The organism is Rhizobium croatiense (assembly GCF_019793465.1).
In the GTDB taxonomy this organism is placed as follows: Bacteria; Pseudomonadota; Alphaproteobacteria; order Rhizobiales; family Rhizobiaceae; genus Rhizobium; species Rhizobium croatiense.
On sequence record NZ_JAILYJ010000006.1, the window covers coordinates 228603 to 255067 of the forward strand.

Genomic DNA, 26465 nt, shown 5'->3' on the forward strand with positions numbered 1-26465 from the left:
GAAATGGTTGAACGAACGGCGGGAGGGTTAGAGCGCTTATGTGACAGTGCCGTTTCAAAAATATTACTGTTCTGCGAATCTGCCGGTGCTCCGCCTCTTGCCTTTCCCGTCCATCCCGCCAAAACTGCGGGCAGAAGATGAGCCCAACGAGAGTGCCGGAAAGAGGGCATGACAGCGCGCCAACGCATCATTCCGGTGAGACGCGAATATAATCGCTGGGTCGCCAACCAGACGCTTGAAGACTATGCGCTGCGCTTCACCGCAAAGAGCGCCCGCCATTTCTCCTCCGAGCGCATTTCGCAGACCGCCATCGGTGCGATCTCCTTCCTGGCGCTCGAAGCGATTGGCGGTGCGATCACCCTCTCCTACGGCACCACCAACGCCTTCTACGCCATCATCGTCGCCTCGCTGGCCATGCTGGCGATCGGCCTGCCGATCAGCCGCTATGCCATCCGTCACGGCGTCGATATCGATCTTCTGACGCGCGGCGCCGGTTTCGGCTATATCGGCTCCACCATCACCTCGCTGATCTATGCAAGCTTCACCTTCATGCTGTTTGCGATCGAAGCATCCATCATGTCCGGTGCATTGGACCTCACGCTCGGCATTCCCCTCTGGATCGGCTATATCGTCAGCGCCGTCATGGTGATCCCGCTGGTGACGCACGGCGTGCGGCTGATCAGCAAGTTCCAGCTGATCACCCAGCCCTTCTGGATCGTGCTGAACATCCTGCCCTTCATCTTCATCGCTTTCATGGACTGGGAGAAGTTCGATCTCTGGCGCGCCTTTTCCGGCATCCGCCACGCCTCCGGCCCGCCCGGCACCATCGCCGATTTCGATCTGGTGGAGTTCGGCGCCGCCTCCGCCGTCATCCTGGCGCTGATGTCGCAGATCGGCGAGCAGGCCGATTTCCTGCGCTTCCTGCCGCCGGTGCCGCAGCGCAAATGGCGCCATCGCCTGGCCGTCTTCCTTGCCGGCCCCGGCTGGGTCATCATTGGTGCGCCGAAGCTGCTTGCCGGCTCCTTCCTCGTCGTGCTGACCTTCACCTCCGGCGTACCGCTCGACCGCGCCGCCGACCCCGCGCAGATGTATCTCACCGCCTTCGGCTACATGGTTCCCTGGCACAATGCCGCGCTGCTGCTGATGGCGGCCTTCGTCGTCGTCTCGCAGCTCAAGATCAACGTGATGAACGCCTATGCCGGATCTCTCGCGTGGTCGAACTTCTTTTCGCGGCTGACCCACAGCCATCCCGGCCGCGTCATCTGGCTGGTCTTCAACGTCGCGATCGCCCTGCTCCTGATGGAGCTCGGCATCTACCGGCTGCTGGAGGAGACGCTCGGCATCTTCTCGATCATCGCCATGGCTTGGCTCTGCACGATCTCCGCCGATCTCTTCATCAACAAGCCGCTGGGGCTCGCCCCGCCCGGAATCGAGTTCAAACGCGCTCATCTCTACGACATCAACCCGGTCGGCCTCGGCGCCATGACGCTGTCGGCAACGGTGTCGCTGATCGCTCATTTCGGCGCCTTCGGCCCGCTCGCCGCCTCGCTTGCCCCCTATATCAGCCTTGTCGTCGCGCTCGTCGCCTCGCCGGCACTCGCCTGGGTGACGAAAGGCAAGTTCTATCTCGCCCGCAAGCCGCGCCAGAGCTGGAAGAACCTGACGAACATCACCTGCTCCGTCTGCGACCACCCTTTCGAGCCGGAGGATATGGCATGGTGCCCGGCCTATGCCGCGCCGATCTGTTCGCTCTGCTGCTCGCTCGACAGCCGCTGCCACGACATGTGCAAGCCGGCTGCCCGTTTCAACGCGCAGGTCGGCACCGTCGCCAAGGCGCTGCTGCCGGAAACCGTGTTGGGCAAACTGACGACGCGCCTCGGCCGCTACGGCATCGCCGTTGCGCTGGCCTTGACCGCCATCGGCGCGATCCTGGCGATGATCGCCCACCAGGTCGCCTCCGCCTCGCCCGAGACGGCTGAAGTCGTCAACCGCACCATCCTCATCGTCTTCTTCGTCTTCTCGGTGATTGCAGGCGTCGTCTGCTGGTTCTACGTGCTCGCCCATGACAGCCGCGTCGTCGCCGAGGAAGAATCCTCGCGCCAGAACACGCTGCTGCTCAAGGAGATCGCCGCCCACAAGAAGACCGACGCCGCCCTGCAGAATGCCAAGGAAATGGCCGAAGCCGCCAACCGCGCCAAGAGCCGCTATGTCGTCGGCCTCAGCCATGAACTGCGCACGCCGTTGAACGCCGTGCTCGGCTATGCCCAGATCCTCGAGCGCGACGAAACCATTCCTCCGCCGCGCCAATCCTCGATCAAGGTCATCCGCCGCAGCGCCGAACATCTTTCCGGGTTGATCGACGGCCTGCTCGATATCTCCAAGATCGAGGCCGGCCGCCTGCAGGTCTATTCCAACGAGATCAACATCCAGGATTTCCTCGACCAGATCGTCGAGATGTTCCGGCCGCAAGCGCAGGCAAAGGGGCTTGCTTTCCTGCATGAGCGCTCGCCGGCCCTGCCGCAATTCGTCCGCACGGACGAAAAACGGCTGCGCCAGATCCTCGTCAACCTGCTCTCCAATGCCATCAAGTTCACCGACGAAGGCAGCGTAACCTTCGATGTCGGCTATCGCAGCCAGGTGGCGACCTTCACCGTTGCCGATACCGGCCGCGGCATCACAGAGAAGGACCTGCCCCGCATCTACGAACCCTTCCAGCGCGGCGAGGCCGAAAGCGTGCGGCCGATGCCGGGTCTCGGGCTCGGTCTCACCATCACCCGGCTTCTGACCAACACGCTCGGCGGCGAGATTTCGGTCTCGAGCGTGAGGGACGAGGGTTCGACCTTCCGCGTGCGGTTGATGCTGTCTGCCGTCATGCGCGCTGCCGCGCCGCCGCAGGAAAAGCGCATCATCGGTTATGACGGTTCGCGCCGCACCGTGGTTGTCGTCGACGATAATGAGGATCACCGCGAGATGATGCGCGAAATCCTGGCGCCTCTCGATTTCATCGTCCTGACCGCGGCAGGCGGCACCGAATGCCTGACGCTGATCGACGGCATCATGCCGGATCTCTTCCTCGTCGATATCCTGATGCCCGGCATGAACGGCTGGCAGCTCGTCTCGCGCCTGCGCGAGGCCGGCCAGACAGCGCCGATGGTAATGCTGTCGGCCAATATCGGCGATGCCGCCGTTCTGAGCGACAGCGACGACAGCCACAATGATGCGATCGGCAAGCCGGTCGATATCCGCCAGCTGCGCGACAAGCTCGCCCTCCATCTCGGCCTGAAATGGGTCTATGCCGACGACGCCCACGCCATTGTGGAAAAAACCGAAGCGCCGATGCTCAGTCCTGGCCCGGCCCATGTGCAGGAATTGCTGCGGCTCGGGGAGATCGGCTATATCAGAGGCATCGAAGCCAAGCTTTCGGACCTTGCCAAGCTTGAGGCAAATCGGCCATTCACGGAGGAGCTTCGCGCCTATGTCGCCGCCTTCGATATGGCCGGCTTCATGACCTTCCTGCACGACTTCGACGAAAAGGTGGAATCCATTGGCTGAGCCGGCCCTCCCCCGCGACATCGTTCTGCTTGTCGATGACTCGCCCGAAGCGCTCGGCTTCCTGACTGATGCGCTCGAACAATCCGGCTTCTCCGTGCTGATCGCCACCTCCGGCACGGCAGCCCTTGGCATCGTCGAGCGCATCACGCCCGATCTCATCCTGCTCGACGCCGTCATGCCCGCCATGGATGGCTTCGAGACCTGCCGCAGACTGAAGGCAAATGCAGCTGTGGCGCAGGTGCCCGTTATCTTCATGACCGGTCTGACCGAGACCGAACATGTCGTGCATGCGCTGGAATCCGGCGGTGTCGATTACCTCAGCAAACCGATCAATATCGACGAGCTGCGCGCCCGCATTCGCGTCCATCTCAGAAATGCCCGCTCGACCCAGAGCGCCCGCGTCGCCCTCGACGCCGCCGGGCGCCATCTGCTGGCAGTCAAGGGCGACGGCGCGATCCATTGGTCGACGCCGCAGGCAACGCGTCTTGTCGACGCCGCGATGGGAAGCGACGGCGGCATGGAAATCGTCGTCCGCCATATCGCGGGCTGGATGCGCGACCGCGCAAGTGCTACGCGCGACGGCATCATCTCGATCGCCCATGCCGGCCAGGCGGCGCTGCAGCTCGCCTTCCTCGGCGCGATCGGCCCTGACGAATATCTGTTTCGCCTCACCGCTGCCAATCGGCGCAGCGACGACGAGGCGCTGCGCCAGCGCTTCTCGCTCACCCAGCGCGAGTCCGAAGTGCTGCTCTGGATCGCCAAGGGCAAGGCCAACCGCGACATCGGCGAAATATTGGGATTGTCGGCGCGCACGGTGAACAAGCATCTCGAACAGATCTACGTGAAGCTCGGCGTCGAAAACCGGGCCTCGGCTGCAGTAAAAGCCACGCATGTGCTGCACGAGATGTGAGTGATATCGGGGGGCGCGGCATCGCCGCTGCTTCCGCCGAAACTGCCGAGGATCTTAGCGACGGCCGGAATCGCGCAGGCTCTTCGGCGGCAGGTCAGCGGCACTGCCCTAGACGGAAATTGAACTTCTATAAACAAAGAAGCCCGGTCGGAACCGGGCTTCAATCTCACATCCCCAAAAGGGAAGTTATGCTTACATGCCCTGCGGGACGTAGGTGTACTTGCCGTCCGCGCCCTTCTTCCATTCGTACATGATGTAACCAGGAATCTTCGGGTCGCCCTTTTCGTCGAACGAAATGTCGCCGAGAACCGTCGGGAACGGACCCTTTTCCTTCATGGCCGTGGCGACGGCTTCAGGATCCACCGAACCGGCAGCCTTGGCCGCGCCGGCGATCGCCTGCATCGCAGCGTAGGAATAGAGCGTATAGGCTTCAGGATTGAAACCGGCAGCCTTGAACTTTTCGACGAGTTCCTTGTTGGCCGGGTTCAGCGTCGGGTCAGGACCGAAGGTGTTGAGCGTACCGGCAACGGCGTCACCGGCGATTGAGGCCAGTTCGTTCGAAACGATACCATCGCCCGAAACCAGCGTTGCCTTCAGGCCCTGGTCGGCAGCCTGGCGGATGATGAGGCCGGCTTCGGTGTGCAGGCCGCCCCAATAAATGATCGAGACGCCGGCTTCCTTCATCTTGGCGATGAGGGCCGAAAAGTCCTTGTCGCCGACGTTGATGCCTTCGTACATGGCTTCGGTCACGCCGGCGGCATTCATCGCCTTCTTGGTTTCGTCTGCAAGGCCCTGACCGTAGGGGGTCTTGTCGTGAACGACGGCGATCTTGGCGTCCTTGAAGTGGTCGGCAAGATACTTGCCGGCGATGGCGCCCTGCTGGTCGTCACGGCCGCAGGTGCGGAAGGTGTTCCAGAGACCGCGCTCGGTGAACTTCGGGTTGGTAGCGGCCGGGGTGATTTCGAGAATGCCGTTTTCGGCATAAACTTCCGAAGCCGGGATCGAAACGCCCGAGTTGAAGTGGCCGATGACGAACTTGACGCCGTCAGCAACGAATTTGTTGGCGACCGAAATGCCCTGCTTCGGATCGGAGACGTCGTCGCCGAGCTCGATCTTGATCTGCTCGCCGTTGATGCCGCCAGCAGCGTTGATGTCGGCGGCCGCCTGCTCGGCGCCCTTCTGAAGCTGCGCGCCGAAGGCGGCGTTCGGGCCGGTCAGCGGACCAGCGACAGCGATGAGGACGTCGGCCCAGGCGTTGCCGCTGAAGGCGACCATCGCCGTCAGAGCCACTGCCGACAGAAGAGACTTCTTCATATTGTTACTCCCAATTTTTGGGCGGGTTCCGGTCCAAGGCCCGGCGCATTACCCACCATTGACTGCGCCAGGAAAGCTGTTCCACTCTGAAGGCAATTCATGCCTAGTTTCAACGGACTGTCAATGTTTGTCCTTCCACGAAAACGCGGAAGTTTTTTCGTACAGCCAGTAATAGTTGTTGACCATCTGATTGGTGCGGCGAAAGCGGAAGCCGGCGGTCGAGAAGACCAGCAGCGTCACGAAGTCGATGCCATAATAGAGGGCGCTGAGCATCGGCCCATTGAACAAGGCGTGGTGGAGGAACTGCATCGCCCAGGCGAGCAGGAAGGTATAGACGACCGCCAGCGGATAATTGTTCCAGCCGTCGGCGACTGCCTTGCCGGCCCGCCACGCGGTCCAGAAGCCGATCAGCACGACAAGGGCGCGAATGACAAGACGGACGCTGTCATCGCTTTCGAAGAAAAGTCCCTGCATCTCAACTCTCCCTTCGAGCTAGTGTCTTCCGCCTTCGAGATAGGCGGCGCGGACCTCGGGATTGGCGAGCAGTTCCTTGCCGGAGCCGCTCATCGTCACCTTGCCGTTCACCATCACGTAAGCGCGGTGCGAAAGCCTCAGCGCCGCGAAGGCATTCTGCTCGACGAGGAACACGGTCAGCCCTTCCTGCTCATTGAGCTTGCGGATCGCCTCGAAAATACCCTTGACGATCAGCGGCGCGAGGCCGAGCGAAGGTTCATCGAGCAGCAGCAGCTTCGGGCGCGCCATCAGGGCGCGGCCGATCGACAGCATCTGCTGCTCGCCGCCCGATAGCGTGCCGCCGCGCTGGGCGTGACGTTCCTTGAGACGCGGGAAGAGCGTAAAGATCTTCTCGACGTCCTCGGCGAAATATTTGAGATTGTCGAGGCCGGCACCCATCTGGAGGTTTTCCAGGACCGTCATGCGCGGAAAGATGCGGCGCCCCTCAGGCGATTGCGCGATCCGCAGCCGGGCGATTTCATGGGTCGGCATATGGGTGATGTTGCGGCCCTCGAAGACGACCGAGCCGGTGCGGGCCTGCGGGCTGCCGCAGATCGTCATCATCAGTGTCGACTTGCCGGCGCCGTTGGCGCCGATCAGGCTGACGATCTCGCCCTTGTTGACCTGAACATCGATGCCGGCCAGCGCCCGGATATTGCCATAATAGGTTTCGACGCCATTCACCTGAAGGAGCGGTTGGCCCGTCATTACTTCGTCGCCCATCAGTTTGCGCCTCCTTCGAGCTGCTCGACGGTTGCGATCACCTCTTCCACTTCCTCATCCTCGACGCCCAGATAGGCCGCGATGACCTTCGGATCGTGCTTCACATGATCCGGCGTGCCATCGGAAATCTTCTGGCCGTATTCGAGGACGACGACGTGGTCGGAGATTTCCATGACAACCGACATGTCGTGCTCGATGAGCAGAATGGAGGTTCCGGTTTCGGCGCGGATGTTCTGCAACAGCGCATTCAGCGTTGCCGATTCCCGCGGGTTGAGACCGGCCGCCGGCTCGTCCAGGCAAAGCAGCTCCGGGCCGGTGCACATGGCGCGCGCGATCTCGAGACGCCGCTGGGCACCATAGGGCAGATCGCCGGCCGGATCGTCGGCGCGGTCGATCAGATCAGCCTTCTCAAGCCAGTGCCGTGCAAGCTCGACCGCAGCCGTCGCCTCTCGCCGATAGGGACCGATGCCGATGAGGCCGAGGATCGTATAACCCGATGCCTGCATCAGCTTGTTGTGCTGGGCAACCAGCAGATTTTCGAGGACGGTCAGGCCGGAGAACAGCCGGATGTTCTGGAAGGTGCGTGCCACCTTGGCTTCTTTGGTGATGCGAAAGTCCGGCAGACGCTCCAGCAGGTACTGTTTGCCGTTACTCTGATTAAGCGTGATCATCCCCATCGTCGGCTTATAGAAGCCGGTAATGCAGTTGAAGACGGTGGTCTTGCCGGCGCCGTTCGGCCCGATCAACGCGGTGATGTCACCGCGCTTGGCTTCGAAGGAGAAGTCGTTGATGGCCATCAGGCCGCCGAACTTCATCGACAGGTGCTCGACCTTGAGCAGCGTATCGCTCGACATCGTGTTGGTCACGGGGCTCATCAACCATGGCCCTCCTTGGTAAAGCTTCCGGATATTGCCTTGCGCTCCTTGAGGAAGGCGGTCGGTTCACGCGAGCCGACGAAACCGCGCGGCTTGAACAGCATGACGACGACCATGGCAAGGCCGAAGAGCAGCATGCGGTAAAGTTCCGGCGTGAAGTCCGGCCCGAAGACCGCTTTCAGGAAGTCCATTTCGCGCAGCGCCTCGGTGCCGCCGACCATGACGATCGCAGCGATCGCGATGCCGGTCAGCGAGCCCATGCCGCCGAGAACGACGATGGCGAGAACGACCGCCGATTCCAGGAAGATGAAGGATTCCGGCGAAACGAAACCCTGCCGCGCTGCGAAGAACGAACCGGCGAAGCCGCCGAACATTGCACCCGTCGCGAAGGCCGTGAGCTTGGTCGTCACCGTGTTGATGCCGAGCGAACGGCAGGCGATCTCGTCTTCGCGCAGCGCTTCCCAGGCACGCCCGATTGGCATGCGGCGCAGCCGGATGGTGACATAGGCTGTCAGCATGCAGAGCATCAGGATGAGATAGAAGAGGAAGATCTTGTAGTAGGCGGAGGACATCGGCAGTTGGAAGAGCTTGGCAAAGCCGCCGGCCGTCGCATCGAAGGGGATGCCGAACAGCGTCGCCTTCGGAATGCTCGAGATACCGAACGTCCCCTTGGTCACCTCGGTCCAGTTGATGAGAACGAGACGGATGATTTCCCCGAAGGCAAGCGTGACGATGGCAAGGTAGTCACCGCGCAGGCGCAGCACCGGGAAGCCGAGGATGACACCCCAGAGTGCGGCCAAGATGCCGGAAAGCGGCAGCAGCACCCAGAAGGACAGGCCGAAATAGCTCGACAGCAGCGCGTAGGAATAGGCGCCGACCGCGTAGAAGGCGACATAGCCGAGATCGAGCAGGCCGGCGAGACCGACGACGATGTTCAGCCCCCAGGCGAGCATCACATAGATCAGGATCTGGATGCCGAAATTGTCGACCCATTTCAGCGAACCCTGGGCACCGACGAGTGCCACGATTACGACAGGATAGAGCACGAGCGCGAGCAGCGCGATCTTCAGGAAATGGCGATGGAAGAAGTTCTTCTCGGTCGAAATGTCGAGATCGCCTTGCCGTGCCTTTCTGAGCTTGCGGCGGTCGATGTTCGGCTTGATGAAAACGACCATGAGGAAACGGCCGATCGCGGCGACAGCGACGAAGATCGCAAGCAATCCCCAGCGCTGGACGATGATCAGCTCGTTGTTGATGTTCTGGTCGGTCTTCAGACCAACATAGAGGACGAACATGCCGAGTGACAGGACGGCGGCGAAAAGGGCTTCGGTAAGGCCTTTGCGGACAAGTCCGGCATCGGGCTTGCCTGCAGAATTCTCGATGTTTGCCATGACGTTATACCTTCTCGACTTCCGGCCGCCCGAGGATACCCGTCGGCTTGAAGATCAGCACGAAAGCGAGGATGGCGAAGGTCGCCACATCCTTGTACGCGATGGTGAAATAGGCCGACCACAGCGATTCGATCAGACCGATCATCAGCCCGCCGAGAACGGCGCCCGGCAATGAGCCGATGCCGCCGAGAACGGCTGCGGTGAATGCCTTCACACCCGGCGTAAAGCCGTCGGCGAACGAGGCAACGCCATAATACATCAGATACATCGTGCCGGCGACGGCAGCCAGTGCCGCACCCATGACGAAGGTGATCGAGATCGTCTGGTCGACATTGACGCCGAGTAGCGCCGCCATCTTGCGGTCCTGCTCGGTGGCGCGCTGGGCGCGGCCAAGCGCGGTACGATTGACGATATACCAGAAGGCCGCAAGCAGCACCGCCGTGATCACGATGATGATGATCTGCTTCAGCGACACCGAGATATTGCCGAACTGATAGACCGAGCTCACCATCGGCGGGATCGGCTTGTTGCGCGGACCCTGCGTCACCTGAATGAAGTTGGACAGCACGATCGACATGCCGATCGCGGTGATCAACGGCGCCAGGCGGAATGAACCGCGCAAAGGACGGTATGCGACGCGCTCGATCGTCCAATTCCACAAACTCGTCATCAGCATCGCCACGACAAGCATCGCCAGCAGAAGAATTGCCACCGGGAGACCTGCGAAGATGGATGTGAGGACGAGGAAGACGATAAGAGCGGCGAAACCACCGAGCATGAAAATGTCGCCATGGGCGAAGTTGATCATGCCGATAATGCCATAAACCATCGTATAGCCGATAGCCACAAGGCCATAGATGGATCCGAGCGTCAGCCCGTTGAAGAGCTGCTGGACGAAATACTCCATATGTCGTTTTCCCCTGGATGCGAGCCGAATATGCTGCATCTCTTTTTGGTTCTTCGGTCACCCGTTTCAGGCAACCTCATGACCGCATGCATAGCGGTTTCGTTGCAAATGTGAAGACAAAAAGGATTTACTCCGGCAGATTCTTGTTCGAACAGGGCTAAATGGCGCATTTTGCACCAAAATCCACAGAAAATCGGCGAAGCACGTCCTGTTTTTAGCCAAAAACTGGCGTCGAATTAACCATCCGGCGATTTCGCCTTCAATTTCATGAACCTCTTGCGACGTAACCTATTCCACAGAATTGGAAGATGGAGCAAATTCAGACCCGCAGCGCGTCGCTTTGGCGAATCCCATTCCAGCGAATGACTGCCATCTTCGTCTGACAAGACCGAAAGCTTATGGTAGCATCGCAAACTGCGTTATCGGGGTGCGGAGCGCGGGGCGAAACACCATATAAGATTGACTATGGTGGCAGGGATGGTTTGCGGACGAGCGACAACGGGGTGCTCACCGCGCGGCGAACGGCAAAGGACAATGCTGAGGACATTCGAAAAGGCGGCGCTCGAAGCCGGCAGGGCCATTATAACGGTCTTGCGCGAAGGCTTTCCCGTCGCCATGAAGGCGGACGCAAGTCCGGTCACGGTCGCCGACGAGGAGGCCGAACGGATCATCCTCGCGCATCTTGCCCGAGACTATCCCGAAATACCGGTCGTGGCGGAAGAGTCGGTCGCGGCCGGCAGGGTGCCCGACATCAGCGGTCGGGGCTTCTTCCTGGTCGACCCTCTCGACGGCACGCGTGAATTCGTCGACGGGCGGCAGGAATTCACCGTCAACATCGCTTATATCGAGAACGGCGCTCCGGCGGCCGGGATCGTCTACGCGCCGGCGCTCGGGCTTGCCTTCTCGGGAGAACGCGGCCACGCCGAAAGGCTCGTGGTTGCGGAGGATTTCACCGTCGGCGCACGCAGTGCAATCACCGTGCGCGAACAGCCGGCCGACAGGCTGGCGCTCGCGAGCCTTCGCCACAACAGCCCGGAGACCGGAACCTTCCTCGCCGACCATGCGATTTCCAACTGCACCAACATCGGCTCGTCGCTGAAATTTTGCCTGCTGGCCGAAGGCAAGGCCGACGTCTATCCCCGTTTCACCCGCACGATGGAATGGGACACGGCGGCCGGCGACGCAGTGCTTCGCGCCGCCGGCGGTTCGACCGTGACGCTCGACGGTGCGCCGCTGACCTACGGCAAGACCGGAACGGCGGCTGATTTCGATTTCGCCAACCCGAACTTCATTTCCTGGGGCGGCAGGAAACGCGTTCTCGAACCCGCCTGACCGCCCGCAAGGGTGCTGAAAGGCCCGGCGCGCTTCTCCATCCGGCGCCCCTCCCCTACATGCCGATTATCTCAGCTCGGCCGGCCATCAACTGATTCGCATGGCCGCGTGACAGACGTGATTCTCCGGGATAGCCCCGCGTCTCCACACCTTCTGCCTGCAAACGCGCGTCGATCCCGCCTTGGTTTTGTCACATTTTGGCACTGTTAGATAACAAGCCGACCGTTCTCGCGAAAAAATTTCGCCCCGGTTTCTGTTAAGAAATGGCGCTTGTGGGCAATGCGGTACGTGCCGAAAAGACACGTCCGAGGCACCCCGGAAGCCCCTGCCAAGGGCCTAAAAACCTTGACGAAATTCCAATTCTTAACGAAATATCATGAGTTTGCCTCAACTTAACGCAAGTGCGAAAGATTTATTGCGATGCGATATTTCTCTGGACACCATTACACAATTGTCGCATTTTTCCGTTTTAGTAGGGTTACCAACACCTGAGTGCAGCCCTGGTGACAGGGTAAACCATTGATCGCCTATTGCCGCCGCGCCCCTCGAAGACAACAGAGTACGATCCTTGAGCATCACGGAACTAAACAACACCATTTCGACAGAGTCCTTCCGGCCGAGCCGCCGCCAGCAGCCGAGCCTGAAGATCCAGACCCCTGTAATCCACAGCGATGCGCCGCAAGCGCCGTGGGTGGATCTCGTCCTGAAGCGGGCGTTCGACATTGTTTCGTCGTTGAGCGCCCTCCTCGTCCTCGCACCCTTACTTCTTCTCGTCGCCCTCTTGATCAAGCTGGACAGCCCCGGACCGGTGCTATTCAAGCAGACTCGTTGGGGTAGGAACTGCAAGGCCATCAAAGTCTACAAGTTCCGCTCCATGCGCACCGATCTCTGCGATGTCTCGGGCGTTGCTCAGACGGTGAAGAACGACCCGCGCGTCACCCGCATCGGCGCCATCCTGCGCCGCACGAACATCGACGAGTTGCCGCAGCTGTTGAACGTGCTGTTGGGCGACATGTCTGTTGTCGGTCCGCGCTGCCACGCGATCGGCATGCGCGCCGGCGGCATGCTCTACGAAGAGCTTGTGCCGGAATACCACCAGCGCCACGCAATGCGTCCGGGCATGACCGGTCTCGCCCAGATGCGCGGCCTGCGCGGCCCGACCGATCGTCCGGCCAAGGCGCGCGCCCGCATCGCCAGCGATCTCTATTACGTCGAGAATTTCTCGATCTGGATGGATATGCGCATCATCGTCGGAACCGTCGCATCGGAACTGGCCGGCGGAAAAGGCTTCTAAGCGTTTTGTGAGAAACGGGCCGGCTGCTCGGAGCAGCCGGTACCGGAATGTTCGGGCAACTGCCCGCATGCGGTTGAGCGAATCGCGCTTGCCATCGCACTCCTCAGATACCCCCACGATCATATGCGACGAGAGATCGAGAATCGCCTCTCGTTCCTGCTCTTGCCGTCAGCCGACCCAGCGCCGCTTCTCTGAGGCGCAAAGGACGCTGCCGCACTTTGGATAAGTTCAGGCATCCATTGCCTGCTTCCCTGTCGGCTTGGCCACTGCCTAACAAGGCGAAATGTATTGTTTCAGGTCAGCGCCATGCAATGCGAAGGCGACGGTATTTCTCACCGCATCCTCGAAGAGCGTGTCGATTTCCTGATTGGCCGCCCTCCTCGCAAACGCCCCTTCCGCACAGAAGATCGTCAGGATCGTCCGCTTCATCGCCGTCACCGGTCTGCAGCAATAAAAGAGGTCGGGGGCCTGGTAAAAGCTGACGAGGCTTTGCTGCCGATTGCTGATCAACGGTTTCGATACCGGCGACGAGAAGCTCACGCCGGAGTGACGACGAAGACCGATTGGCTGCCTAAGCAAGGACAGGAGGCATCAAATCGTACGAACTGGGCCGATAGGGGGAGACCGGCGACGAAGTCTTGCGAGGCAGACACCCATTCATCGGCGACTCCGGGGCGTCTAAATTTGTTATCAAAGTCTTACGTTGGGCTTAGGCAATTTTTAAATGTGGCAAGCTAGAGTGGCGCTCGTGGTCTTGCGTTGTGTAGAGAGTCCAATGACCGAAATGATACGTCCCCGAGTAAAATATGTCATCGGCCCCGATGGCAGCCCCCTGACCATCGCGGACCTTCCGCCGCCTAATACGCGGCGCTGGGTGATCCGCCGGAAGGCAGAGGTTGTCGCGGCTGTTCGCGGTGGCCTGTTGAGCTTGGAAGAGGCCTGCGAGCGTTACACGCTCACGGTCGAAGAGTTCCTGTCCTGGCAGTCGTCGATCAACAGCCATGGCCTCGCCGGCCTGCGCACCACGCGCATTCAGCAGTATCGCCACTGATCGCACGCCAGCATCGACGATTTATTTCGGGCCGGACGCATCTCCCGTCAGGGAGTGCAGAAGGCCCGAAATCATTGACGAGGCCGCATAGCACCACAGGCCAGGCTGAGTGAATGCATCCGCCAACCCCGTCGTCTTCGCCGCCGCAATGACGATCGCGACCAGCAGCACGTCCATCATTGACCACTTGGACAGATGCGGCACGACGCGACGATAAAATAGACTGCCGGCCCCGCCGCCGGCACCTGTCGCTTCCGCAGCGATCCCAACCATCTTCAGAATCGGAAGCACGATCGACACCAGTGCGACGATCGCCGCCAGCAGCCCATCCCCACCCTGCCAGAGCGAGGCGACGATTTCGACAAGCGACGGGGTCTGATCGAAGAAATACAAAGTTTCGAAACGGACCAGCGGCAAGATGAGGCCGAGCGCCAGGAGGAACGGCGCCGCCACGAGCAGTACCGGGCGGATCATCGAAAGCGCCCTCATCCGCGAACCTTGCACCGATCCAATCTTTTTCATGAACACTCCGTCTCCTCGAGGAATTGCCTCGCCGGCTTGGCATGATCGCGCCGCCGTGTCACCGTCGCCGGCGACAATATCCCCATCCCTCTGCGAGGAAAGACAATGGACATTCGAAACGAGGAAGGTCCCTCCGGCGGCCGTTATGCGGCCGAGGTCGAAGGGCATGAGGCGGAGATGACCTATTCGCGCACTTCGCCGAAACTCGTCATCATCGATCATACCGCCGTTCCCGACGCCCTGCGCGGCAAGGGCGTCGGTCAGGCACTGGCGATGCATGCGGTGGAGGCCGCTCGCACCGGCGGCTGGAAGATCATTCCGCTCTGCCCTTTTTTCAAGGCGCAGGCGCAGCGCCACCCGGAATGGCACGACGTCGTGAACTGATTCCTGTGAGCTGGCTGCGATTTCTAAAGCGCCGCGCGTCTTTCAGACGCGCGGAGGATGCACTTCCGTGCATCGCGCTTCCGAAAAGCGATTCCGATTTTTCGGGCCGTTGCACCAAGCGGGCGACATGGAGATGGAAAACGGCAAACACCAAAAGCCATGTATGACGGACCAGCGCGCCCATCATACATGGCTTCTCTGTGGCGATCCCGGGGCGCCGAAGCCGGCGCCCGTCGTTTTCACTTACGCCCGCGCTCGAGCGCCGCTGTCACGTTCTTCCAGCGCCGACGCCCTTGCATATTCCGCCTGCATCTCCTCAAGCGCCAATTCCAGCGCCTCTTCCTGCATCTTCAGTTCCTTGATTGAAACCTGCAGGTTGTCGGCCCGCTGACGCGCGGCCTTGGCGAAGGTCGGATAAGCAAAGTGATTCGGGTCTGATATACCGGACTTCTTTTCCTCGACGACGATCTGGCTCTCCAGATCCTTCGTCATCCGTTCGAATTCGGACATCATCATCTGCAATTGCTGCAATTGACGTCGTTTTTCGTTCACCTGAAACTCTTTCAGGCGAACGAGACTTTCTCGCGACTTCATACGCATTACTCCCGTGATGCGAGACCCCGGCTCAACTTGAAACCGCCCTGCGCGCCGCTTTGACACGGTTTGCTAAAAAATTTCCTGCGATATTAACAAAAACCTACCGCTGGTAACCTTTCGTTTACGGGCATCGTTAATGATAGGCCCGATGATTTAAGGGTCGGTAAATGCCGCGGCATGAAGTTCGAACCTTTTCATTGGCGAGTCGGATGAATCACTTAGCGCTGTTTCCTAATGTTAAAATTGAGGAAAGCCTTTTTGAGATTCCTATTGGAAAACAGAGAAATGGAAAAATTATTTAATAAATTCGATACTCCTTGCCAGAGTGAATCAGAATTTGTTAACCATTTCGTGGCAGCTTCCAAATCACGTAGCTTGTTCGGTAGCGTGTAGGGGGCCAGACCACCTTTCGGCGGCGGTAAAGGGGATAATTATGCGGGTACTTCTCATCGAGGACGACAGCGCTACGGCGCAGAGCATCGAGTTGATGCTGAAATCAGAGAGTTTTAATGTTTACACCACCGATCTCGGTGAAGAAGGCGTCGATCTGGGCAAGCTGTATGATTACGATATCATCCTTCTCGATCTGAACCTGCCCGACATGTCCGGATATGAAGTGCTCCGCACTCTCCGGCTGTCGAAGGTCAAGACACCGATCCTCATTCTGTCGGGCATGGCCGGCATCGAAGACAAGGTTCGCGGCCTCGGCTTCGGCGCTGACGACTACATGACCAAGCCGTTCCACAAGGACGAGCTCGTCGCCCGCATTCACGCCATCGTCCGCCGCTCCAAGGGCCACGCCCAGTCGGTGATCATGACCGGCGAACTGATCGTCAATCTCGATGCCAAGACCGTTGAAGTCGGCGGCCAGCGCGTCCATCTGACGGGCAAGGAATACCAGATGCTGGAGCTGCTTTCGCTCCGCAAGGGCACCACGCTCACCAAGGAAATGTTCCTCAACCACCTTTACGGCGGCATGGACGAGCCGGAACTGAAGATCATCGACGTCTTCATCTGCAAGTTGCGCAAGAAACTCGCCAACGCCGCCGGCGGCGCCAACTATATCGAGACCGTCTGGGGCCGTGGTTACGTTCTTCGCGAGCCGGATGGCGCCGAATATGCGGAAACCGCCTAAAGCCTCCAATCTTCCGATCCCCCTTATCGGATGACGAAATCCCGCCCTTCCGGCGGGATTTTTCGTTTTTGGCTGGCAATGAGAGTGAGATGGCCTGAGGCCCTTATCGACCTGAAGTCCTTCATCTCGGTAAGGGAAGGAGAAGGAGAGCCGCAGCATCAGCCGACGTCCGCACTTTTTTGGCGGAACGCTCCGGGAATGGATGATGTCGGCGGAATGCGCCTGCCGTCAGGCAGCGATCGCGCGGTTTCCGAAAACGGCGGTCAGGATTTTGCGATCGAAGGGTTTCAGCAGGAAATCCGTGGCGCCGGCCCGTTTGCCCGCCATCAGTTTCTTCAGATCCGCTTCGATGACGCAATAATAGATTTTGACGTCCTTGCCCCCGTCCATAGCGCGGATGGCGGCAATGAGGTCGAGGGCGCCTTCCATGCCGGAATCGACGATCAGATATTCCGGCAGTTCCGCCTGGCAGCGCTGCAGCGCCTCGCTGGCATTGGAAGCCTCGCTGACGAGAAAGTCGAGTTCGGAGAGAATGCGCTTGCCGACCTTGCGGACGATGTCCGAATTATCGGTGATCATGAACCTTTGCATGACTGCTCCTTTGCCCCCGCATTCGTCGCAACAAGAGGCCTCTTACAACCCTGGAGGATAGGTCCATCAGGCTAAGGAATCGTTACCGGACGGGCGCCCGCACCCGTTCAGGCCCCGAAATCAAGCAGCAGCGACCACCGCCGTGAACACCAATTCATCGGCGCTGGCGCTATGATCGAGCGTCATTCCGCACTCTTCAGCCAATAGCACGGCGTAATAGGGCTGTATCGAATGGGCATCGATTGCCTCCTCGATCGTGCCGGTCGATATTTCAACGAATTTCGGCGGCAAGCGCATCATCTTGCCCTTGGCCGTGAGCGTGAACTTGGCGTCGAATTCTGGGTTTTCGAGCGTCACCTCGAGCACGCCGCCGCGTGGAATGGAGGAATAGGCGACGAGGAAGAGATTAAGCAGCAGCTTGACCCGGTTCTTGGCAACGATGGCGCGCGGCCCATTCCAGATCACCTCGGTTTTCTTCTCCGCCAGCGCAAAATCCTTGGCGGCCCGCTCGGCCTCGCCGGTGTCGATCGAGGCGCCAACGGAACCGGACGCGCCGAAGGCGAGACGCGCGAATTTCAGCCGGACGGAAGCATTGAGCGCACTGGTGCGGATCAGGTCCATCGCATCGGAATCGGCGCCACCTTCATCGAGAAGTTCCAAACCGTTGTTAATCGCGCCGACGGGCGAGATGACGTCGTGGCAAACGCGGCTGCAGAGGAGCGCGGCCAGATCCGGGCCGGATAGGGTAAGGTTCGGGTTCTTGGACATCATCGTCTCCTGAGGGGCGGCAATCTCATCGCGCTCGGTAATATGCGTCATCTTAATTGCGCGAAGTTTGCGATCGTATTCGGTGCCATAATGACACCATATTTGGTAAACCGATTGTTAAGATCATCGGCGCAAAATGCAGCAATTGACGCGAGCGGTTGTCCGCTCCCGACCAACGACGAACGGATGACACCATGCGCCCTCGATTTCCGCACCGCATCATCGGCTTCTGCAGGTTGCTCTCGGCCCTCGTCTTCTCCTCGATGATGGTTGCCGGGCCGGCCGCCGCTCAGAACAACAACGGTCAGTATACGATGCAGGAAATCATCGATACCGGCCACTCCTTCTTCGGCTCCGCCAGCGGCGGTCTTGCCAAGGTGGTGGAAAGCGCCTTCCAGAAATACGGCCTGCCGAACGGTTATATTCTCGGACAGGAAGGCGGCGGCGCCTTCATCGCCGGCCTCACCTATGGCGAAGGCCAGCTGAACACCAAGAATGCCGGCGAGCATCCGCTCTACTGGCAGGGCCCATCCCTCGGCATCGATTACGGCGGACAGGGCTCGCGCGTCATGATGCTCGTCTATGATCTGCCCTCCATCGATGGCATCTATGCCCGCTTCGGCGGCGTCAGCGGCTCCGCCTATGTGATTGCGGGCTTCGGCATGACGGTGCTGAAGAACAACGACGTGCTGGTCGTGCCGATCCGCACCGGCGTCGGCGCCCGGCTCGGCGTCAATGTCGGCTATCTCAAGATCACCCAGGCGCCGACCTGGAACCCTTTCTGAGGCCGCAGGACCGTTGGAAACTGCCGCCACCCGCATCGGCGGCCTTGCCCCGATGCGCCATGCGTGCTTAATCATCACGGATGACCCGGAATAGGACGCCGAAAGCGTAATCGGTTTTCGGATGTCAAGTTCCGGCCAACGGAGAACGGGATTCAGACCTTAGGCCGACTGGGCTGACATCCTGTTTTAGTATCAACGTCGAATCGATGGCCCCGCCGTGATCGAATACGCTCTCTTGTTCGGACTGGGCTTCCTGACCGCGGCCTTCCTCGTCTTTCTGATTTCGCCGGCCGTACACCGCCGCATCGTCTGGTATACCGAAAATCGGCTGAAAGCGACGATGCCGCTGAGCCCGCAAGAGGTCCGCGCCCAGAAAGATATGGTGCGCGCCCTTTATGCCGCCGAAAACGCGCGCACCACCCAGGACCTTCTGCGTGAACGCGAAAAATCCCTCTCGCTTCAACTGTGGCACGATGCCCTTGCCGTCGATGCCGGCAGGCTTGCCGCCGATATCGGTGAATTGCAGGCCCAGATCGGCGAGATGCATGTCGAGGCGGCCGAGCAGCGCTCGCACCTGCGCAAGGACGAGAACTACATCAGTCAGTTGAAGACCAATCTGCATATCGCTGAGCAATCCGCTGCCAACAAGGAGAGCGAACTGGCGGCAATGCGGACGCGGCTGAGCAAGCTCAGCGAACAAACCGACGGGCTGAGGATTGATCTGGCCGCGCGTGAAACAGAGGCGGAAAGCCTGAAATTTCGCGCCAACGCGTTGCGCGACGAACGCGACACGCTGCGCCAGGACGTCACCCTGCTGCAGAAGCGGGCCAAGGATGCCGAGCAGAAACTGACACAGCAGCAGCATATGGTGATCCGCCTGGAAGACAAGGCCGCGCGTGAGAGCGCATCCGCCGCCGAGAAGGAAAACCTGCTCGCCCGCCGTCAGCAGGAAATCGTCAAGCTGAAGGAGCAGTTGAAAGCCGCCAACGCCGAGATCCGCAGGATCAACCGGGTGCTGCGCGACGCCGGCCTGGCCAAAATGGCGGCGGAATTACCGACCGAACTGACGGCCGACGACTCAACCGTGTCCATGCTCGACACCGCTGCGGTGACGGCTGAGATGAGCGAGGATGCCCGCAAGCGCAGCGCCGCCCTTGCCGAACGCCTGCAGAAGGCAAAGTCCGTCGCCGGACGTGATGGTGCGATCCGCGAGGAGATCGCCTCGATCGCCGCCAATATGGTGGCGCTGACCGCACTCAACGAAGGCCCTTCCTCGCCGATCCGCACGCTGCTGGCGGATGCCGGGACCAAGAACCCGAACGACCGCGTCAGCCTTGCCGACAGGGCGGCCGCCATCATCGCCAATCCGGTGCGATAAAGCATGTCGCGCAAAAGTGTGCAGCGGTTTTGCGATAACGACATGCGAGAAAATAAAGACCTAAAGCGCGGGGAGCGAATCTGAAAGATCGCGACGTGCCTTGGGGGTCAGATCCGTCCCATGGCCGAGGCCATGGAAAACAACGCGATCCCCGTCGCCGTCGCCGCATTGAGGCTATCGAGCTCGTCCGACTGCGGGATGCGCGCGCTCTGAAAGCGGGCCAGCAGCGCCGCCGGCAAGCCCTCCCCCTCCGTGCCGACGACGAGCGCCATGCGTGCCGCAGCCGGAATGACGCGAATGTCCGTTTTCCCATGCGGCGAAAGCGTCCAGATGGCAAAACCCTGTTCGGCGAGTGCAAGGAGCAGATCCAGTGCCTTGCCGCCGCGCCGGTGTGGAACGCTCAGGACCGACCCGACCGAAACACGCAGCGCTTTGCGATAAAGCGGATCACAGGAGGTTTCGTCGAGCAGCACGGCATCTGCCCGGAAGGCGGCGGCGTTGCGGAACATCGAGCCGGCATTGTCGTGATTGGAAATGCCGCAGCCGACGAGGACCAGCGCCCGTTCCGGCAGGGCGTGAAGAAGCGCTGCCTGGTCGCGCTCCTCCCGGCGGCCAAGCGCGAGAACACCGCGATGCAGATGGAAACCGACGATGCCCTCGAGCGCGTCAGCCTCGGCGACATAGACCGGCACGTCGGCGGGAAACCGCTCCAGGATCGGCAGGATGCCCTCGACGCGATTGCGCAGCAGCAGGATCTTCTCGGCGCGAAAGCCGCGGCCTTGCGCATGCGCCTCGGCGAGCATTCTAAGCACGACGGTACCCTCGGCGATGAAGCGGTTTTCCCGCCCGGTCAGATCGCGCTCGCGGATGTCGCGGAATTCCGCGACGCGCGGATCGTCGGCATTCGCGATGGCGATCGGGGGAGCGGCCATGCCGGCCTCAATTGCCCGTGACTGTCAGGTCAGCGACGGTGCGGCCGCTCCGGAGATCGAAGATCAGCGCCTTGCCCTTGCCCTCGACGGTCTCGCCGTAAAACAGGATCTGCCCCGCCGAAAACGAGGTCGACTGCACCTTGAAACCCAGCGGCAGGGAAACAGTCGCCGCGAGCGGCGCCTCCGAGGGCACACCAGAGGCGGCGGCAGCGAGGGCCGTGTCCTTCGGCTCGCGCATCGTCTTGTAGACAACCGCACCGAAGACCGCCATAAGGCTCACGAACATGATGGCGCCGGAAACGATCTGCAGGCGGACCATCTTGCGCCGGACACTTTCCATCGCCGGATCAAGGGGCTTCTCTTCCTGGTCGTCTGGCTCGATTGCTGTCATCTGTGCGTCCCGTTCTAAAAATACGTCGGAGAAGAAGCGTCTTGAGCGACCCCTTTAAACAAGCAGTGGGCATTAGAAAAGTCCTGACCGCCGATGAAACCGCGGAAGGCCGGCTCGACGCCTGGCTGACGGCGCAGGTCGGCGAGGATTTTTCCCGCAGCCGCATCAAGGCGCTGATCAAGGACGGCCAGGTTTCGATGCGCGGCGAACCCGTCACCGATCCGCAGCGCAAGGTGCGCGTCGGCGACAGTTTCGAGATTACCCTGCCCGAGCCGGAAGATCCGACGCCCAGGGGCGAGGATATTCCGCTCGATATCCTCTATGAGGACGATGACGTCGTCGTCATATCGAAACCGGCCGGCCTGGTCGTCCACCCCGGCTCCGGCAACTGGACTGGAACGCTGGTCAACGCGCTGATCCACCATTGCGGCGATACGCTCTCCGGCATCGGCGGTGTGCGCCGCCCCGGCATCGTCCACCGTCTCGACAAGGACACCACGGGCGTCATGGTCGTCGCCAAGAACGACATTGCCCATCGCCATCTCTCGCTCCAGTTTGCCGATCATGGCCGTACCATGCCGCTGGAGCGGGCCTATCAGGCAATCGTCTGGGGCCGGCCCCGGTCACTGACAGGCACGGTCGACGCGCCGCTCGGCCGCGCCACCGGCGATCGCACCCGGCGCGCCGTCAAGCGCCCCGACAGCCATGACGCCGACGAGGCGATCACCCATTACGAGGTGATCGAGCGCTTTCACGAAACCCCGGACGCGACGGCGCTCGCCTCGCTGGTCGAGTGCCGCCTCGAAACCGGCCGCACCCATCAGATCCGTGTGCACATGGCTCATATCGGCCACCCGCTGCTCGGCGACACGGTCTACGGAGCCGGCTTCAGGACCAAGGCCAATCTGCTGCCCGAAGAGATCCGCAAGGTGGTAAACGGGTTCGACCGCCAGGCGCTGCATGCCTTCATGCTGCAATTCGAGCATCCCCGCACCGGCGAACTCATGCATTTCGAGGTACCGCTGCCTGAGGATATGGTGGAACTTGTCGAGGCATTGCGGAGTTAGAAGGGACTGCGAAATTCAGCCTTCCCCGTCTCACACCTGCGTGAGCGGCGCCTTGAACCGCCGTTTCGCCATACTTATCTGTATATAGACTTAGTGCGGGCTTGGTAGAAAGCCGCACGTCCCGGTTTGCCATTCGACGCGGGGACGCGTTTTCATTGGGAACCGGAATTCACTTTAGGAGGGTGCACTATGGCCCGAAATACCTTGCCGTCCATTACCGCCGGCGAAGCCGGCCTCAATCGTTATCTCGACGAAATCCGCAAATTCCCGATGCTCGAACCGCAGCAGGAATATATGCTGGCCAAGCGTTATGCCGAGCACGGCGACCGCGACGCCGCCCACAAGCTCGTCACCAGCCATCTGCGCCTCGTTGCGAAGATCGCCATGGGTTATCGCGGCTACGGCCTGCCGATCGGCGAAGTCGTCTCCGAAGGCAATGTCGGCCTGATGCAGGCGGTCAAGAAATTCGATCCGGAACGCGGCTTCCGCCTCGCGACCTATGCCATGTGGTGGATCAAGGCCTCGATACAGGAATATATCCTGCGGTCGTGGTCGCTGGTGAAGATGGGTACGACCGCAAACCAGAAGCGCCTGTTCTTCAACCTGCGCCGGCTGAAGGGTCGCATTCAGGCGATCGACGACGGCGACTTGAAGCCGGAGCACGTATCGGAAATCGCCACCAAGCTGAACGTCTCGGAGGAGGAGGTCATTTCGATGAACCGCCGTCTTTCCGGCGACGCCTCGCTGAACGCGCCGATCAAGGCGGCCGAAGGCGACAGCGGCCAATGGCAGGACTGGCTTGTGGACGATCACGACAGCCAGGAAGACGTGCTGATCGAGCAGGACGAGCTCGAAACCCGCCGACGTATGCTGAGCAAAGCGATGAGCGTGCTGAACGAACGCGAGCGCCGCATCTTCGAGGCCCGCCGCCTCGCCGAGGAGCCGGTGACGCTGGAAGACCTGTCGGCCGAATTCGACATCAGCCGCGAACGCGTCCGCCAGATCGAGGTTCGCGCCTTCGAGAAGGTGCAGGACGCTGTCCGCAAGGAAGCCCTGGAACGCGCCAAAGCCGTCCGCGTCGTCGACGCCACAGCCTGAAAAGGCTGAAGTCTAGAATTGGCAACGCCATCTCCCCGGTGCGGGAGGTGGCGTTTTTGTGTCTGAGGTGAGTGCTTAGGGAGGACGCGAGACCTTGCCACGATTCCCTGTCTCCCGGCGGGGGTCCGAAGGACGGGTCGAGACGCGTGGCTCAACCCCGGCGGATGCCGGCAGGCAGATGAGGGGGTGAGCGGCAAAGCCGCGAATGCGCTGAGCGCAAGCGAAGGGCAATATGAGCGGCGTGCCGTGTCGCCCCCTCATCCGACCCTTCGGGCCACCTTCTCCCCGCTGTGGAGAAGAGGGGGCCAAGCCGCTTGCCCATACTCTTCACCCAACCGGGAAAGGTGGCGGCAACCGGATGAAGGGGAGCGCGAGCGAAGAGAAATGAAACCACTCGCCGCCCACGAACCACCTCACTGGCTGGTCGAGACATCCCCGAGCGCGGTCCATTCCTTGATAGCGGTATTGAAGTCATCCGTTCCCGTGCCGCCCTTGTCCATCGTCAGCAGCGCGCGGCGACCGTTGCGGTAGGTGATCGGGATATCGATCCAGTTGCGGGTCGACATCAGGTCGAGATTGGCCTTGCGCGCATCGGGATAATCGTTGAGCGCGATCATGTGGAAATCGTCGGTGATCTTGGCCGGAACCGCAATCAGCGCGTCGCCGCGATCCTGCTCCGTGCGCTTCATCGAGATGCGCTGGACGCTGTCAATACTGCCGCCTTCAAAATTGGGCGGCACCGAGAAGACGATCTCGACAAGATGGCTTGCCGGCAGCGACGGATCGGAGTTGCGCTTGAAGGTGACGAGAGCCGAGAGATTACGCTCGGGAACGGTGACGTTGCCCTGGACTGTCGCTTCCTGCCGGCCACCCTGGCCGGCCTCGTGCTGCACGCTCCAGACAACCGTTCCCTCGATCGCCGTCGGCGAGCTCTGGCCGATACGCTCCTCGTAGAGGAACATCTTTTCCGACGACCCAACCGGGGCGGCCTGCTGCGGCGATGCCGCAGGACCGTTCGGCGTCAGCGTTTCCGGCCGGGCCGTATCACCTTGGGCGCTGGCGGCCGGCGTATCCGCAGCCGCGACATTCTGCTCGGCCACCGATTTCCCCTCGGCGGTCGGCGTTCCCGGCACAGCCGCCGGGCCGCTGTCGACTTCGCTTCCATCGGAAAGCAGCCGCTGCGTGAATTTGGAATTGGCCGCCGCACCGTCATTGTTCAATGACGCCACTTGCTGGTTCGGCTCTGCCGGTGCCGGCGGCGTATTCTGCGCTTCCGGGGTAGCTGGCTCGGCTGGCGTCGGCGTGCTCGGCTGAGCAGGCGTCTCGGGTTCCGCCGGCGTCGTTGCCGCCTCGTTCCTGGTGGACTGCGATGGTGCCGAGCTGACAAGCCCATCGACCATCGCCACCAGCGCCTCTCTGTTCGTCCAGCCGGCATAGACGCCGCCGCCGATCAGGATAAGCGCGAAGATCAGGGTGATCACCGTGCCGATGCCGAAGCGGCGCCGCTTCGGCTCCATGCGGAAATTCTTGCCCTGCAGCTTGGCGGCGACGATCTGATCGATATCCATCGCCGGATTGGCGTCGTCATCGTCAGCGGCGACCGAGCCGCGGCGGTCATAACCACGCAGTGCCTTGGCTTCGCGCCATCCTTCGCTCGGCGCGCCGGCAGCGGGCGCGGCCTTGCCGTCGTGCACTTCAGCAAAGATATCGACATCGTCGAAATGCGAGGAAACCGGCGTCTTCTTGTTGTTGCCGGCCTCGATCGGCGGCAGATCGTCGAAGGCGGCCGTTTCCCAGGAGAAACTTTCCTTGGCAGCCGGCATGACGGCCGCGGGTGCTATCTTTTCGAGGCTCGATATCACCTCTTCGAAGGCGCGCGCCGAGGTGTCGGCGGCGGCCGGAGCGGTTTCCGAATATTGCCGGAGCTCCTCTTCCGCCCATTCGGTCTCGGCATCCTTCGGCGCCGGAGCCGGTGTTTCGGCAGCGGGTTCGGTCCAGACGGGGTCGAAATGCGCCGCCGCATCCGCCTGCAGCGGCTCCTCGCGGCTATGTTCGACGAATTCCTGCGCACGATCGAAATCAGCGACCGGCTCGACCAGCCGATTGGATGCATGCTCCAGGCCGCGTGTGACCGGCTGAAACGATTCGATGGGCTCGTAAGCCGTCTCGGCATTCGGCTCATGGCTTTCAACAGTCGCCGGTTCGGCCGCGACCTCTTCGGCTTCCGCGGGAGGCTGCTCATCGGCACGATCGTCGTCGGCTTGCTCGTAGCCATGCCCGGCAGGCGGCGGTTCGAAGCCGTCATGGTCAGACGCCACCTCTTCGCCAGCGACCTCACGCGCCTCGCCGGCATGCCATTCCTCGGCCGGCGCCTCCTCCTCATGGGAGGGATGCCAGTATGACTCAATGGGCGCTTCCGTCTCGGTGGAAACGGGTGTTTCCACGAGCTCGGGCTCTGCAGGCTGGGGTTCCGCAGGCTCGGCTTCCTCGGCTACGACCTCTTCCTGAGTTTCCTGCGGCGCGGCAGCTTCGACCTGATCGGGCTCATCGACGGCCTCTGCCGCCGGCGGTTCTGCATCGGCTTCCTCGGCCGGCTCGTCGGCGGCCGGCTCTGACACCGGCACCGGTTCGCTTTCACCGTGAGCCGCGTATTCCTCGACGGGCTCCGGCACAGCGACGGCGTCAGCCGCCTTATCGAGTGACAGCGCCTCGGAGTGCTCACCCTCCACTTCGCGGATGGCGGCCTCGAGCTTTTCGAGCTGGCGTTGCAGCATGGCTTCCGGCGGACGCGGCTTCATGTTCTCGAGCTGCCGCTGCACTGCGCCGCGAGCACGTTCGTAGACCTTTACCCGCATCTCGGGGGTATTTTCGGCCAGGCCGTCGACGGCCCGCCGAATAACTGCAATAAAATCCGCCATCAGTACTTTCTCAAGAAGTCCGGTACTCTCCCGAACC

The 26465-nt window shown here is 61.2% G+C and carries 25 protein-coding genes; 11 read left to right on the top strand and 14 right to left on the bottom strand.

Annotated elements, in window-relative coordinates; genetic code table 11:
* The first annotated feature begins 168 nt into the window (after nt 1–168).
* Both K6M89_RS12320 and K6M89_RS12325 read left to right on the top strand, forming a co-directional pair.
* Nucleotides 169–3552, top strand: coding sequence for a hybrid sensor histidine kinase/response regulator (locus K6M89_RS12320; protein WP_222139625.1), 3384 nt, complete (start codon nt 169–171; stop codon nt 3550–3552).
* Nucleotides 3545–4462, top strand: coding sequence for a response regulator (locus tag K6M89_RS12325; protein ID WP_222139626.1), 918 nt, complete (start codon nt 3545–3547; stop codon nt 4460–4462). The genes K6M89_RS12320 and K6M89_RS12325 overlap by 8 nt, the downstream gene beginning before the upstream one ends.
* A 192-nt stretch (nt 4463–4654) precedes the next feature.
* On the opposite strand, the gene K6M89_RS12330 is transcribed toward K6M89_RS12325, so the two are convergent.
* From K6M89_RS12330 to K6M89_RS12355, 6 genes are all read right to left on the bottom strand, one after another.
* On the bottom strand, nt 4655–5776 hold the full coding sequence (locus tag K6M89_RS12330; RefSeq protein WP_097581972.1) for a branched-chain amino acid ABC transporter substrate-binding protein: 1122 nt from the start codon (nt 5774–5776) through the stop codon (nt 4655–4657).
* Between the two features lie 120 nt (nt 5777–5896).
* A complete protein-coding gene (locus tag K6M89_RS12335) occupies nt 5897–6250 on the bottom strand; it encodes a DUF6867 family protein (RefSeq protein ID WP_037141013.1) in 354 nt (117 codons plus the stop codon).
* A gap of 18 nt (nt 6251–6268) precedes the next feature.
* Complete coding sequence (locus K6M89_RS12340) at nt 6269–7012, bottom strand: ABC transporter ATP-binding protein (RefSeq protein WP_205918885.1); 744 nt, start codon at nt 7010–7012, stop codon at nt 6269–6271.
* Complete coding sequence (locus tag K6M89_RS12345) at nt 7012–7887, bottom strand: ABC transporter ATP-binding protein (protein WP_222139627.1); 876 nt, start codon at nt 7885–7887, stop codon at nt 7012–7014. Before K6M89_RS12345 ends, K6M89_RS12340 begins: the two co-directional genes overlap by 1 nt.
* A complete protein-coding gene (gene livM / locus K6M89_RS12350) occupies nt 7887–9278 on the bottom strand; it encodes a high-affinity branched-chain amino acid ABC transporter permease LivM (protein ID WP_097581978.1) in 1392 nt (463 codons plus the stop codon). Before livM ends, K6M89_RS12345 begins: the two co-directional genes overlap by 1 nt.
* 4 nt (nt 9279–9282) lie before the next feature.
* Nucleotides 9283–10185 (bottom strand): branched-chain amino acid ABC transporter permease, encoded by a 903-nt coding sequence (locus tag K6M89_RS12355; RefSeq protein WP_010051810.1) that lies wholly within the window; start codon nt 10183–10185, stop codon nt 9283–9285.
* Between the two features lie 534 nt (nt 10186–10719).
* Here K6M89_RS12355 and cysQ point away from each other — a divergent pair.
* Nucleotides 10720–11517: a 3'(2'),5'-bisphosphate nucleotidase CysQ gene (gene cysQ, locus K6M89_RS12360; protein WP_222139628.1), complete on the top strand. Its 798-nt coding sequence runs from the start codon at nt 10720–10722 to the stop codon at nt 11515–11517.
* Between the two features lie 568 nt (nt 11518–12085).
* Nucleotides 12086–12811: a sugar transferase gene (locus K6M89_RS12365; protein ID WP_097581981.1), complete on the top strand. Its 726-nt coding sequence runs from the start codon at nt 12086–12088 to the stop codon at nt 12809–12811.
* A gap of 270 nt (nt 12812–13081) precedes the next feature.
* Here K6M89_RS12365 and K6M89_RS12370 read toward each other — a convergent pair whose 3' ends face one another.
* The gene (locus tag K6M89_RS12370; RefSeq protein WP_222139629.1) at nt 13082–13240 is read right to left on the bottom strand and encodes a hypothetical protein; all 159 of its coding nucleotides are present in this window, start codon (nt 13238–13240) and stop codon (nt 13082–13084) included.
* A 346-nt stretch (nt 13241–13586) separates the two neighbouring features.
* Here K6M89_RS12370 and sciP point away from each other — a divergent pair, with 346 nt between their 5' ends.
* A complete protein-coding gene (gene sciP / locus K6M89_RS12375; protein ID WP_007533628.1) occupies nt 13587–13862 on the top strand; it encodes a CtrA inhibitor SciP in 276 nt (91 codons plus the stop codon).
* Nucleotides 13863–13883: 21 nt separating this feature from the next.
* On the opposite strand, the gene K6M89_RS12380 is transcribed toward sciP, so the two are convergent.
* Nucleotides 13884–14351, bottom strand: coding sequence for a paraquat-inducible protein A (locus K6M89_RS12380; protein ID WP_038690878.1), 468 nt, complete (start codon nt 14349–14351; stop codon nt 13884–13886).
* Nucleotides 14352–14489: 138 nt separating this feature from the next.
* Here K6M89_RS12380 and K6M89_RS12385 point away from each other — a divergent pair, with 138 nt between their 5' ends.
* Nucleotides 14490–14768 carry a GNAT family N-acetyltransferase gene (locus tag K6M89_RS12385; protein WP_222139630.1) on the top strand — a complete coding sequence of 93 codons (279 nt, stop codon included), beginning with the start codon at nt 14490–14492 and terminating at the stop codon, nt 14766–14768.
* 243 nt (nt 14769–15011) lie between these two features.
* On the opposite strand, the gene K6M89_RS12390 is transcribed toward K6M89_RS12385, so the two are convergent.
* Nucleotides 15012–15362 carry a hypothetical protein gene (locus K6M89_RS12390; protein WP_009991379.1) on the bottom strand — a complete coding sequence of 117 codons (351 nt, stop codon included), beginning with the start codon at nt 15360–15362 and terminating at the stop codon, nt 15012–15014.
* Nucleotides 15363–15798: 436 nt separating this feature from the next.
* Between K6M89_RS12390 and ctrA the strand changes: the two genes are divergently transcribed.
* The gene (gene ctrA / locus K6M89_RS12395; protein ID WP_003542362.1) at nt 15799–16500 is read left to right on the top strand and encodes a response regulator transcription factor CtrA; all 702 of its coding nucleotides are present in this window, start codon (nt 15799–15801) and stop codon (nt 16498–16500) included.
* A 228-nt stretch (nt 16501–16728) separates the two neighbouring features.
* On the opposite strand, the gene K6M89_RS12400 is transcribed toward ctrA, so the two are convergent.
* Both K6M89_RS12400 and chpT read right to left on the bottom strand, forming a co-directional pair.
* Nucleotides 16729–17091, bottom strand: coding sequence for a response regulator (locus tag K6M89_RS12400; RefSeq protein WP_004675721.1), 363 nt, complete (start codon nt 17089–17091; stop codon nt 16729–16731).
* Between the two features lie 120 nt (nt 17092–17211).
* Nucleotides 17212–17859: a histidine phosphotransferase ChpT gene (chpT, locus tag K6M89_RS12405; protein ID WP_097582124.1), complete on the bottom strand. Its 648-nt coding sequence runs from the start codon at nt 17857–17859 to the stop codon at nt 17212–17214.
* Nucleotides 17860–18053: 194 nt separating this feature from the next.
* On the opposite strand from chpT, the gene K6M89_RS12410 reads away from it, so the two are divergent.
* Both K6M89_RS12410 and K6M89_RS12415 read left to right on the top strand, forming a co-directional pair.
* On the top strand, nt 18054–18644 hold the full coding sequence (locus K6M89_RS12410; protein WP_097581985.1) for a DUF1134 domain-containing protein: 591 nt from the start codon (nt 18054–18056) through the stop codon (nt 18642–18644).
* 217 nt (nt 18645–18861) lie between these two features.
* The gene (locus K6M89_RS12415) at nt 18862–20022 is read left to right on the top strand and encodes a coiled-coil domain-containing protein (RefSeq protein WP_222139631.1); all 1161 of its coding nucleotides are present in this window, start codon (nt 18862–18864) and stop codon (nt 20020–20022) included.
* Nucleotides 20023–20129: 107 nt separating this feature from the next.
* On the opposite strand, the gene K6M89_RS12420 is transcribed toward K6M89_RS12415, so the two are convergent.
* Together K6M89_RS12420 and K6M89_RS12425 are read right to left on the bottom strand one after the other, a co-directional pair.
* Entirely contained in the window at nt 20130–20954 is an 825-nt protein-coding gene (locus K6M89_RS12420) for a TrmH family RNA methyltransferase (protein ID WP_222139632.1), read from the bottom strand.
* Nucleotides 20955–20961: 7 nt separating this feature from the next.
* On the bottom strand, nt 20962–21345 hold the full coding sequence (locus K6M89_RS12425) for a hypothetical protein (RefSeq protein WP_222139633.1): 384 nt from the start codon (nt 21343–21345) through the stop codon (nt 20962–20964).
* Between the two features lie 41 nt (nt 21346–21386).
* Here K6M89_RS12425 and K6M89_RS12430 point away from each other — a divergent pair, with 41 nt between their 5' ends.
* Together K6M89_RS12430 and rpoH are read left to right on the top strand one after the other, a co-directional pair.
* Nucleotides 21387–22412: an RluA family pseudouridine synthase gene (locus tag K6M89_RS12430; protein ID WP_222139634.1), complete on the top strand. Its 1026-nt coding sequence runs from the start codon at nt 21387–21389 to the stop codon at nt 22410–22412.
* 189 nt (nt 22413–22601) lie between these two features.
* Nucleotides 22602–23510 (top strand): RNA polymerase sigma factor RpoH, encoded by a 909-nt coding sequence (gene rpoH, locus K6M89_RS12435; protein ID WP_222139635.1) that lies wholly within the window; start codon nt 22602–22604, stop codon nt 23508–23510.
* Between the two features lie 413 nt (nt 23511–23923).
* Here the strand turns inward: rpoH and K6M89_RS12440 are convergent, their stop codons facing one another.
* Nucleotides 23924–26428 carry a hypothetical protein gene (locus tag K6M89_RS12440; protein ID WP_222139636.1) on the bottom strand — a complete coding sequence of 835 codons (2505 nt, stop codon included), beginning with the start codon at nt 26426–26428 and terminating at the stop codon, nt 23924–23926.
* Nucleotides 26429–26465: the final 37 nt, after the last annotated feature.

Excerpts from the sequence above, each read along its gene's own strand:
- livM (WP_097581978.1), bottom strand. The coding sequence starts at position 9,278 with ATGGCAAACATCGAGAATTCTGCAGGCAAGCCCGATGCCGGACTTGTC.
- K6M89_RS12380 (WP_038690878.1), bottom strand. The coding sequence starts at position 14,351 with ATGAGGGCGCTTTCGATGATCCGCCCGGTACTGCTCGTGGCGGCGCCG.
- K6M89_RS12425 (WP_222139633.1), bottom strand. The coding sequence starts at position 21,345 with ATGACAGCAATCGAGCCAGACGACCAGGAAGAGAAGCCCCTTGATCCG.
- rpoH (WP_222139635.1), top strand. The coding sequence starts at position 22,602 with ATGGCCCGAAATACCTTGCCGTCCATTACCGCCGGCGAAGCCGGCCTC.
- K6M89_RS12420 (WP_222139632.1), bottom strand. The coding sequence starts at position 20,954 with ATGGCCGCTCCCCCGATCGCCATCGCGAATGCCGACGATCCGCGCGTC.
- K6M89_RS12390 (WP_009991379.1), bottom strand. The coding sequence starts at position 15,362 with ATGAAGTCGCGAGAAAGTCTCGTTCGCCTGAAAGAGTTTCAGGTGAAC.
- K6M89_RS12330 (WP_097581972.1), bottom strand. The coding sequence starts at position 5,776 with ATGAAGAAGTCTCTTCTGTCGGCAGTGGCTCTGACGGCGATGGTCGCC.
- ctrA (WP_003542362.1), top strand. The coding sequence starts at position 15,799 with ATGCGGGTACTTCTCATCGAGGACGACAGCGCTACGGCGCAGAGCATC.
- K6M89_RS12410 (WP_097581985.1), top strand. The coding sequence starts at position 18,054 with ATGCGCCCTCGATTTCCGCACCGCATCATCGGCTTCTGCAGGTTGCTC.
- chpT (WP_097582124.1), bottom strand. The coding sequence starts at position 17,859 with ATGTCCAAGAACCCGAACCTTACCCTATCCGGCCCGGATCTGGCCGCG.
- K6M89_RS12320 (WP_222139625.1), top strand. The coding sequence starts at position 169 with ATGACAGCGCGCCAACGCATCATTCCGGTGAGACGCGAATATAATCGC.
- K6M89_RS12385 (WP_222139630.1), top strand. The coding sequence starts at position 14,490 with ATGGACATTCGAAACGAGGAAGGTCCCTCCGGCGGCCGTTATGCGGCC.
- sciP (WP_007533628.1), top strand. The coding sequence starts at position 13,587 with ATGACCGAAATGATACGTCCCCGAGTAAAATATGTCATCGGCCCCGAT.
- K6M89_RS12355 (WP_010051810.1), bottom strand. The coding sequence starts at position 10,185 with ATGGAGTATTTCGTCCAGCAGCTCTTCAACGGGCTGACGCTCGGATCC.
- K6M89_RS12340 (WP_205918885.1), bottom strand. The coding sequence starts at position 7,012 with ATGGGCGACGAAGTAATGACGGGCCAACCGCTCCTTCAGGTGAATGGC.
- K6M89_RS12370 (WP_222139629.1), bottom strand. The coding sequence starts at position 13,240 with ATGAAGCGGACGATCCTGACGATCTTCTGTGCGGAAGGGGCGTTTGCG.
- cysQ (WP_222139628.1), top strand. The coding sequence starts at position 10,720 with ATGCTGAGGACATTCGAAAAGGCGGCGCTCGAAGCCGGCAGGGCCATT.
- K6M89_RS12400 (WP_004675721.1), bottom strand. The coding sequence starts at position 17,091 with ATGCAAAGGTTCATGATCACCGATAATTCGGACATCGTCCGCAAGGTC.
- K6M89_RS12345 (WP_222139627.1), bottom strand. The coding sequence starts at position 7,887 with ATGAGCCCCGTGACCAACACGATGTCGAGCGATACGCTGCTCAAGGTC.
- K6M89_RS12440 (WP_222139636.1), bottom strand. The coding sequence starts at position 26,428 with ATGGCGGATTTTATTGCAGTTATTCGGCGGGCCGTCGACGGCCTGGCC.
- K6M89_RS12335 (WP_037141013.1), bottom strand. The coding sequence starts at position 6,250 with ATGCAGGGACTTTTCTTCGAAAGCGATGACAGCGTCCGTCTTGTCATT.